Genomic DNA, 8,906 nt, shown 5'->3' with positions numbered 1-8,906 from the left:
GAGCCAGTCGGAGCCCTTGACGGTGTCGTAGAAGTGGTAGTGCCAGTTGTCCTCGGACATGTTGCCGAGCGAGGCGCCGATGCCGCCCTGCGCCGCCACCGTGTGCGACCGGGTCGGGAACACCTTGGACAGCACGGCCACGTTCAGTCCGGCACGTGCCAGCTGCAGCGAGGCCCGCATGCCGGAGCCGCCGGCCCCGACGATGACCACGTCGAACTTGCGGGTCGGAAGTTTCGCGCTCATGAACTCACAGCCTCCAAAGCACCTGGACCGCCCAGCCGCTGCAGCCCACCAGCCACGCGATCGTGGCCACCTGCAGCAGCAGCCGCACGCCGACCGGCTTGACGTAGTCCATCCAGATGTCGCGCACGCCGACCCAGGCATGCCACGCCAGCGAAACGATGACGACGAAGCTCAGCACCTTCATCCACTGGGACGAGAAGATCGCGGCCCAGCGCTCGTAGCCGAGCGGGCCGCCGAACAGCACCTGCACCAGCAGCACGATCGTGAACAGCGCCATCAGGCCGGCGGTGACGCGCTGGCTGAGCCAGTCGCGCAGGCCGTAGTGGGCGCCGACGACGACACGCTTGGATCCATAGGTCGGGGTCATCGCCGCTCCTCAGAAGAAAAGCCGGACAGCCAGCGCCAGCGTGAGCAGCGTGCTCAGGCCCAGCGTCACCAGGGCCGACACATGGCCGACCTCCCTGCTGACTGAATGCGACATGTCCATCCACAGGTGGCGCAGGCCGGCGATGAAATGCAGCAGGTAGGCCCAGATCAAGGCCAGCGCGACCAGCTTCATCACGAAGCCCGGCAGGAAGCCGACCCCCGCCGAAAAGGCGCTGGTGAAGCGCTCGTAGCTGATCTCGGAGCTCAGGCTCACGTCGAACAACCACACCACGAAGGGCAGCAGCACGAACATCAGCGCGCCGCTGATGCGATGCAGGATCGACACGATCCCGGCCGGCGGCAGCCGGTAGCCGAGGATCTGCGTCACGTGGATGTTGCGGTAGACCGGACGGGGCCGGCTGGCGGTGCTGTCTGTCATGCCCGGGACCTTGTCGTCATGCGTAGAACTCGGCGATGTTATTGCATTGCAGCAGATCATTCGGCGGTGTCGCCGACGACGAGTGCGCTCAGTTCAGTTCGTTGCGGTAGTGATGATTGCTCGTGTCGTACAGGCCGCGGCGCAGTTCCACCGGCTTGTCGCCATACGTCAGCGTTCGACGCTCGACGCTCAGCAGAGGGGCGCCTTCGGTCACGCCCAGCAGCGGCGCGTCGGCGGTGCTCGCGGCCACCGCGCGCACCTTTTCCTCGGCGCGGATCATGCGCACGCCGAACTCGGTCTCGAACAGCGCGTACATCGGCCCGCGGTAGTCGCTCAGGCGCTCGGCCGTCAGCCCCTTGAATAGAAGGCCGGGCAGCCACAGGTCGTCGAGCACCACCGGCCGGCCGCCGAAGAACAGCAGCCGGCGCACCTGGATCACCGGGTCGCCGGCCTTCAGGTCGAGCAGGCGCGCCACCTCGGCCGGCGCGCGCAGGCGCTTGCAGTCGATGAAGCGGCGCTCGACCGGGCCGGGTTTCTGGTCGGGTTCGGGGACGAGGCGAAGGAAGCGGTACTGCACCTGCTCCTCGGCATGGGTCGCGACGAAGGTGCCCTTGCCCTGGCGCCGCACCACGAGGTTCTCGGTCGCCAGCTCGTCGATCGCCTTGCGCACCGTGCCCTGGCTGACCTTGTAGCGGGCCGCCAGGTCCATCTCGCTCGGGATGGCCTCGCCGGGGCGCCACTCGCCGGCCTGCAGGCTGCGCGTGATCAGGGCCTTGATCTGCTGGTAGAGCGGGCTGAAGGCAGGCCCGGCGGCGTCGAGCGCAGCGTCGTCGAGCGCGGAGGTCGGGGGCAGCGCGGCAGCCATCGCCCGATTGCATCACAGCCGGCCGCCGTGACGCCCATAACCCATGAAAGATGTCTTATATAAGACACAAGATTGGGGCAGACTGACCGGGGTGGCTGGCGACTGCTCCTACACTTGGCGCACGTCCCCGGCCGCGCACCGGCGCACGGCCGCCTTCCCCGCCCGACCCCTCTTCCGGAGCCTCACCATGAGCAAGAAACCCGTCCGCGTGGCCGTCACCGGAGCCGCTGGCCAGATCGGCTACGCGCTGCTGTTCCGCATCGCCTCCGGCGAGATGCTGGGCAAGGACCAGCCCGTGATCCTGCAGTTGCTCGAGATCCCGGACGAGAAGGCCCAGAAGGCGCTGAAGGGCGTGATGATGGAACTCGAGGATTGCGCCTTCCCGCTGCTGGCCGGCATGGAAGCGCACGGCGACGCCAACGCTGCCTTCAAGGACACCGACTACGCGCTGCTGGTCGGCGCGCGTCCCCGCGGCCCCGGCATGGAGCGCAAGGACCTGCTGGCCGCCAACGCGCAGATCTTCACGGCCCAGGGCAAGGCGCTCAATGCCGCCGCCTCGCGCAACGTCCGCGTGCTGGTGGTCGGCAACCCGGCCAACACCAACGCCTACATCGCGATGAAGAGCGCCCCGGACCTGCCGCGCAAGAACTTCACCGCGATGCTGCGCCTGGACCACAACCGCGCGCTGAGCCAGGTTGCCGCGAAGACGGGCACGGCCGTCAAGGACATCGAGAAGATGGCCGTATGGGGCAACCACTCGCCGACGATGTACGCCGACTACCGCTTCGCCACCGTGGGCGGCAAGAACGTCAAGGACCTGATCAACGACCAGGTCTGGAACAAGGACGTGTTCCTGCCGACGGTCGGCAAGCGCGGCGCCGCCATCATCGAGGCGCGCGGCCTGTCGTCGGCGGCGTCGGCCGCCAACGCCGCGATCGACCACATGCGCGACTGGGCGCTGGGCTCGAACGGCGCCTGGGTCACGATGGGCATCCCGAGCAACGGCGAGTACGGCATCCCGAAGGACGTGATGTTCGGCTTCCCCGTGACCACCGCCGGCGGCGAGTACAAGATCGTCGAGGGCCTGGCGATCGACGCCTTCTCGCAGGAGCGCATCAACCTGACGCTGAAGGAACTGCAGGAAGAACAGGACGGCGTGAAGCATCTGCTCTGAGCGCACCGATCCTCCGACGGGAAGGCCGGCGTCCGGGAGGGCGCCGGCCTTTCCTCTTGGAGTCGCGAAGCGTGAATTGCGCCGCGCCGCACAGGCACCGCAGATGCAACTTGCAACGACTGCCGGTCGATGCCGCTTCGACAATGCCCCATCTCATTTCGATTGGAGCGTTTCCATGAGCCGCATCTGCACCCTGACCCTGTCGGTCCTCGCCGCGGGCATGTTTGCCACGAGCCCTGCGGTCATCGCGCAGACCGCCGGCCAGCCTGCGGCCAAGCCTGCCGCGAAGCCCGCGCCGGCCAAGAAGCCGGTGTCGCAGTCGCGCAAGGAGATCAAGTCCGAAGCCAAGGGCCTGGCGCTGGCCACCGAGGTCACCGAGGAGATCAACAACAACCAGCTCGAGATCGCGAACCGCGTGCTGACCGGCACCGCGCAGTGCGAGTTCAACCAGAAGGTCCAGGTCGATCCGCTGCAGGGCAAGCCGGGCCACTTCAAGGTTGCGTTCAACAAGGCCTCGTACACGATGGTGCCCCAGGAGACGACGACCGGCGCCGTGCGCCTCGAGGACAAGAAGAACGGCATCGTCTGGCTGCAGATCCCCAGCAAGTCGATGATGATGAATCACAAGATCGGCCAGCGCATGGTCGACGGCTGCATGCACGCCGAGCAGCGTGCCGCGGTCGAGGCCGTGAAGGCGGCGTCGCCGCAGTAAGCCGCCGTAGAGCGCCGCCGAGGCGCCGCGTCCCCCGTCGACCCGGCTGAGGGAGCTTCCCCGGCCGGGCTTGTCGTTCTCGGCGGTTGAATATGCCGGCGTCGGTATGTAGAATCAATGCATACCGAAACCCGCATGGATGCCATGGAAGCCACCGTTGCCGAACGCGGGCAGATCACGCTGCCCAAGGCCGTGCGCGACGCCCTCGGCCTGACCAAGGGCAGCACGCTCAAGGTCGAGCTCGACGGCGGCCGCATCATCCTGCGCAAGAACGTCGACGACGCGATCTCGCGCGCCCGCGGCCGCTTCAAGCTGCCCGAAGGCGTGACGACCGACGACATCATGCGCGAGCTGCGCGGCCGCGCGCCCGGCGACCCCGTCGATCTGTGATCGCCATCGATTCGTCGGTGCTGATCGACCTGCTGGGCGACGATGCCCGCGCAGACGCTGCCGAAGCCTGTCTGCGGCTGGCGCTCGGCGGCGGGCCGGTCGTCGTCTGCGACGTCGTCGTCAGCGAAGTCACCAGCGGACTGGGCCACGGCTCCGAAGTGATGGACGTCGTCGAGGACATGGGCATCCGCTACTCGGCCATCGACCAGCGCGCCGCCATCCGCGCCGGCGAGATGCAGCGCAAGTACAAGCAGCGCGTGCGATCCGCCGGCCGCACGCCCGCTTCGCCCCGCACCATCCCGGACTTCCTGGTCGGCGCCCATGCCATGCTGCAATGCGCCGCGCTGATCACCCGCGATGCCGGCTTCTACCGCGACTACTTCAAGGGCCTGAAAGTCATCGAACCGAAGGTTCCCTGAGCGCACAGTCCTTGCTTTCCTTCCGCTGCTCCTCTCTCCTCCACTCCAAGACACCGAGGTTCGCCATGGCCACCGCCAAAGCTCCTGCCCACGCCTTCCCCAAGACGCTCAAGACCTTCAAGACCGCTTCCGGCAAGGAGGGCAAGTTCTTCTCGCTGCCCGAACTGGCCAGGCAGTTTCCGAGCGTCAGCCGCCTGCCGGTGTCGATCCGCATCGTGCTGGAGAGCGTGCTGCGCAACTGCGACGGCAAGAAGGTCACGGCCGACCACGTCGAGCAGCTCGCCCGGTGGAAGCCGACCGCCGAGCGCAGCGACGAGATCCCCTTCGTCGTCGCGCGCGTCGTGCTGCAGGACTTCACCGGCGTGCCGCTGCTGGCCGACCTGGCCGCGATGCGCAACGTCGCCGCCAAGATGGGCAAGAACCCCAAGGCGATCGAGCCGCTGGTGCCGGTCGACTTGGTGGTCGACCACTCGGTGATGATCGACCACTTCGGTTCGCCGAAGGCCCTGGACCTGAACATGAAGCTCGAGTTCAGCCGCAACCAGGAGCGCTACCAGTTCATGAAGTGGGGCATGGATGCCTTCGACACCTTCGGCGTCGTGCCGCCGGGCTTCGGCATCGTGCACCAGGTCAACCTCGAGTACCTGGCGCGCGGTGTGCACAAGGCCAAGGACGGCGTGCACTATCCGGACACCCTGGTCGGCACCGACAGCCACACGACGATGATCAACGGCATCGGCGTGGTGGGCTGGGGCGTGGGCGGCATCGAGGCCGAGGCCGGCATGCTGGGCCAGCCGGTCTACTTCCTGACGCCCGACGTGGTCGGCTTCGAACTGACCGGCAAGCTGCGCGAGGGCGTGACCGCCACCGACCTGGTGCTGACGGTCACCGAGATCCTGCGCAAGGCCAAGGTGGTCGGCAAGTTCGTCGAGTTCTTCGGTGAAGGCACCAAGACCCTGGCCCTGCCCGACCGCGCCACCATCGCCAACATGGCGCCCGAGTACGGCGCGACCATGGGCTTCTTCCCGGTCGACGAGAAGACCATCGACTACTTCGAGGGCACCGGCCGCAGCAAGGCCGAGATCGAGGCCTTCGAGGCCTACTTCAAGGCGCAGAAGCTGTTCGGCGTGCCGAAGACCGGCGACATCGACTACAGCTCGGTCGTCAAGCTCGACCTCGGGACCGTGGCGCCCAGCCTGTCGGGTCCCAAGCGCCCCCAGGACCGCATCGAGCTCGGCAACGTGAAGACGCAGTTCGGCTCGCTGTTCAGTAAGGCGCCGGCCGACAACGGCTTCAACCAGCCGGCCGAGAAGCTCACCCAGAGCTTCACCACGAGCGACGGCCTGGAGATCAGGAACGGCGACGTGCTGATCGCCGCGATCACCTCGTGCACCAACACCAGCAACCCCGGCGTGCTGCTCGCCGCCGGCCTCGTGGCCAAGAAGGCCGTGGAGGCCGGGCTCACCGTCAAGAAGCACGTCAAGACCTCGCTGGCCCCCGGCTCGCGCATCGTCACCGAGTACCTGACCAAGGCCGGCCTGCTGCCCTACCTCGAGAAGCTGGGCTTCAGCGTCGCCGCCTACGGTTGCACCACCTGCATCGGCAACGCCGGCGACCTGACGCCCGAGATCAACGAGGTGATCACGAAGAACGACCTGGTCTGCGCTGCGGTGTTGTCGGGCAACCGCAACTTCGAGGCGCGCATCCACCCGAACCTCAAGGCCAACTTCCTCGCTTCGCCGCCGCTGGTGGTGGCCTACGCGATCGCCGGCAACGTGCAGAAGGACCTGATGACCGAGCCGGTCGGCAAGGGCAAGAATGGCAAGGACATCTTCCTCGGCGACATCTGGCCGACCAGCGAGGAGGTCCACGCGCTGATGAAGCACGCGATGGACGGCAAGGCCTTCAAGAAGAACTACGACAAGGTCAAGAACGATCCGGGCAAGCTCTGGGAGCGGATCAAGGGCGTGAAGGGCAACGTCTACAGCTGGCCCAAGAGCACCTATATCGCCGAGCCGCCGTTCTTCGCCGACTTCGCGATGCAGCCGAAGCAGCTGGTGGCCGGCGTGCAGGGCGCCCGCATCATGGGCCTGTTCGGCGACTCCATCACCACCGACCACATCTCGCCCGCCGGCTCCTTCAAGGACACCACGCCGGCCGGCAAGTACCTGCTCGAGAACGGCGTGCTGAAGGCCGACTTCAACAGCTACGGCTCGCGCCGCGGCAACCACGAGGTGATGATGCGCGGCACCTTCGCCAACGTGCGCATCAAGAACCTGATGCTGCCGGCGCGGCCGGACGGATCGCGCGAGGAAGGCGGCTACACCCTGATGCAGCCGACCGGCGAGAAGCTGGCGATCTACGACGCTGCGATGAAGTACATCGACGCCGGCGTGCCGACGGTGATCTTCGGCGGCGAGGAGTACGGCACGGGCTCGTCGCGCGACTGGGCGGCCAAGGGCACGCAGCTGCTGGGCATCAAGGCCGTGGTCGCCAAGAGCTTCGAGCGCATCCACCGCAGCAACCTGGTCGGCATGGGCGTGCTGCCGCTGCAGTTCAAGGCCGGTGATTCGTGGGAGAGCCTGGGCCTGAAGGGCGACGAGCAGATCGACATCGTGCTTGGCGCCGAGATCAAGCCGCAGAGCGATGCGACGCTCGTGATCAGCCGCGCCGATGGCTCGAAGAAGTCGGTCTCTCTGATCCTGCGCATCGACACCCCGATCGAGGTCGACTACTACAAGCACGGCGGCATCCTGCCGTTCGTGCTGCGGCAGCTGCTGGCGGCCTGACGGACCGGCCCTTCGACAGGCTCAGGGCGAACGGAAGCTTCCGTTCGGGCTGAGCTTGTCGAAGCCCTGCTCGCCTACCAGCTCACCTCGCGATCGGGCGTCGCGCCGATGCGGTGGATCGAGAGGTCGGCGCCGATGTGCTCTTCCTCCTGCGACAGCCGCAGCCCCATCACCGCGCGGATCACGCCGTAGACCGTGAAGCCGCCCGTCAGCGCCCAGGCGACGCCCGCCAAGGTGCCGATCAACTGCGCGCCGAGGTTCACGCCGCCGAGGCCACCGAGCGCCGTGCTGCCGAAGATCCCGCAGGCGATGCCGCCCCACACGCCGCACAGGCCGTGCAGCGGCCAGACGCCGAGCACGTCGTCGATCTTCCAGCGGTTCTGCGTCAGCGTGAACATGAAGACGAAGATCGCGCCGGCCACGCCACCGACCACCAGGGCGCCGGCCGGATGCATCACGTCGGAGCCGGCGCACACGGCGACCAGCCCGGCGAGCGGGCCGTTGTAGGCGAAGCCCGGGTCGTTGCGACCGACCAGCACGGCGACGACGGTGCCGCCGGCCATCGCCATCAGGGAGTTGACGGCGACCAGGCCGGAGATCTTGTCGATCGTCTGCGCACTCATCACGTTGAAGCCGAACCAGCCGACCGCGAGGACCCAGGCCCCGAGCGACAGGAAGGGGATGCTCGACGGCGGGTGCGCGCTGATCGCGCCGTCCTTGCGGTAGCGGTTGCTGCGCGGCCCCAGCAGCAGCACGGCAGCCAGGCCGATCCAGCCACCCACGGCGTGAACCACGACGCTGCCGGCGAAATCGTGGAAAGCGGCCCCGGTCGTCGCCTCGATCCAGGCCTGGAGGCCGAAGCGGCCGCCCCACACGGCGCCCTCGAACAACGGGTAGACGACGCCGACCAGAACGGCCGTGGCCAGCAGCTGCGGGCCGAAGCGGGCCCGCTCGGCGATGCCGCCCGACACGATCGCGGGAATCGCCGCGGCGAAGGTCAGCAGGAAGAAGAACTTGACGAGCTCGTAGCCGTTCTTGTCGGCCAGCACGCCGGCGCCGCTGTAGAAGTCGACGCCGTAGGCGACCGTGTAGCCGACGAAGAAGTAGGCGATGGTCGAGACCGCGAAGTCCACCAGGATCTTGACCAGCGCATTGACCTGGTTCTTCTGCCGGACCGTGCCGAGCTCGAGGAACGCGAAGCCCGCATGCATGGCCAGGACCATGATGGCCCCGAGCAGGATGAACAGGGCATCGGTGCCCTGCTTGACTTGATCCATGTCGCCTCCGATGCCCGCGGACGGTCAGAAAAAAGGATGCCGACCGCACCATGCGGGACCGACGTGCACCGCCATAGCAATTTGAATGCCTTGTTTGGTGCGGCCAGGATCGACGCAAGCCAGGGCAAGTGCGACAACGATGCCCAATTTATGGGCGTTATGCCCTATACAAGGGCTTAAGGAACGTCTGCATAACTCGCCCGAATCTTGCATGACGTGAAGCCATGAACAG

Annotated in this window: 11 protein-coding genes; 5 read left to right on the top strand and 6 right to left on the bottom strand. The window is 67.1% G+C overall.

Going from position 1 to position 8,906, the window contains the following annotated elements; genetic code table 11:
• The 4 genes from QZV97_RS19575 to QZV97_RS19560 all read right to left on the bottom strand — a co-directional run.
• Nucleotides 1-243, bottom strand: a 243-nt coding sequence (locus QZV97_RS19575) for an FAD-dependent oxidoreductase (protein ID WP_295646756.1), incomplete at its 3' end; no start/stop codon positions are given.
• A 4-nt stretch (nt 244-247) separates the two neighbouring features.
• Nucleotides 248-610 (bottom strand): succinate dehydrogenase, hydrophobic membrane anchor protein, encoded by a 363-nt coding sequence (sdhD, locus tag QZV97_RS19570; RefSeq protein ID WP_295646754.1) that lies wholly within the window; start codon nt 608-610, stop codon nt 248-250.
• A gap of 9 nt (nt 611-619) precedes the next feature.
• Nucleotides 620-1,048 (bottom strand): succinate dehydrogenase, cytochrome b556 subunit, encoded by a 429-nt coding sequence (gene sdhC / locus QZV97_RS19565; RefSeq protein ID WP_295646751.1) that lies wholly within the window; start codon nt 1,046-1,048, stop codon nt 620-622.
• 88 nt (nt 1,049-1,136) lie between these two features.
• Nucleotides 1,137-1,913, bottom strand: coding sequence for a GntR family transcriptional regulator (locus QZV97_RS19560; protein WP_295646748.1), 777 nt, complete (start codon nt 1,911-1,913; stop codon nt 1,137-1,139).
• Between the two features lie 187 nt (nt 1,914-2,100).
• Here QZV97_RS19560 and QZV97_RS19555 point away from each other — a divergent pair, with 187 nt between their 5' ends.
• The 5 genes from QZV97_RS19555 (at nt 2,101) to acnA (ending at nt 7,397) form a co-directional block, all read left to right on the top strand.
• Nucleotides 2,101-3,087, top strand: coding sequence for a malate dehydrogenase (locus tag QZV97_RS19555; protein WP_295646745.1), 987 nt, complete (start codon nt 2,101-2,103; stop codon nt 3,085-3,087).
• A 175-nt stretch (nt 3,088-3,262) separates the two neighbouring features.
• Complete coding sequence (locus QZV97_RS19550; RefSeq protein ID WP_295646742.1) at nt 3,263-3,799, top strand: hypothetical protein; 537 nt, start codon at nt 3,263-3,265, stop codon at nt 3,797-3,799.
• A gap of 144 nt (nt 3,800-3,943) precedes the next feature.
• Nucleotides 3,944-4,189, top strand: a complete 246-nt coding sequence (locus tag QZV97_RS19545) for an AbrB/MazE/SpoVT family DNA-binding domain-containing protein (protein WP_295646739.1) — start codon at nt 3,944-3,946, stop codon at nt 4,187-4,189.
• A complete protein-coding gene (locus tag QZV97_RS19540) occupies nt 4,186-4,608 on the top strand; it encodes a type II toxin-antitoxin system VapC family toxin (protein ID WP_295646736.1) in 423 nt (140 codons plus the stop codon). The genes QZV97_RS19545 and QZV97_RS19540 overlap by 4 nt, the downstream gene beginning before the upstream one ends.
• Before the next feature lie 65 nt (nt 4,609-4,673).
• Nucleotides 4,674-7,397: an aconitate hydratase AcnA gene (acnA, locus tag QZV97_RS19535; RefSeq protein ID WP_295646732.1), complete on the top strand. Its 2,724-nt coding sequence runs from the start codon at nt 4,674-4,676 to the stop codon at nt 7,395-7,397.
• 74 nt (nt 7,398-7,471) lie between these two features.
• Here acnA and QZV97_RS19530 read toward each other — a convergent pair whose 3' ends face one another.
• Together QZV97_RS19530 and QZV97_RS19525 are read right to left on the bottom strand one after the other, a co-directional pair.
• Nucleotides 7,472-8,674, bottom strand: coding sequence for an ammonium transporter (locus QZV97_RS19530; RefSeq protein ID WP_295646729.1), 1,203 nt, complete (start codon nt 8,672-8,674; stop codon nt 7,472-7,474).
• A gap of 24 nt (nt 8,675-8,698) precedes the next feature.
• The coding region (locus tag QZV97_RS19525; protein WP_295646726.1) for a hypothetical protein at nt 8,699-8,906 on the bottom strand (208 nt) is incomplete at its 5' end.

Origin of the sequence: uncultured Methylibium sp. (genome assembly GCF_902826655.1) — a bacterium.
Classification (GTDB): Bacteria; Pseudomonadota; Gammaproteobacteria; order Burkholderiales; family Burkholderiaceae_C; genus Methylibium.
Note: the sequence above shows the minus strand (reverse complement) of the source record. Positions and strands in the feature narration are given on the sequence as shown.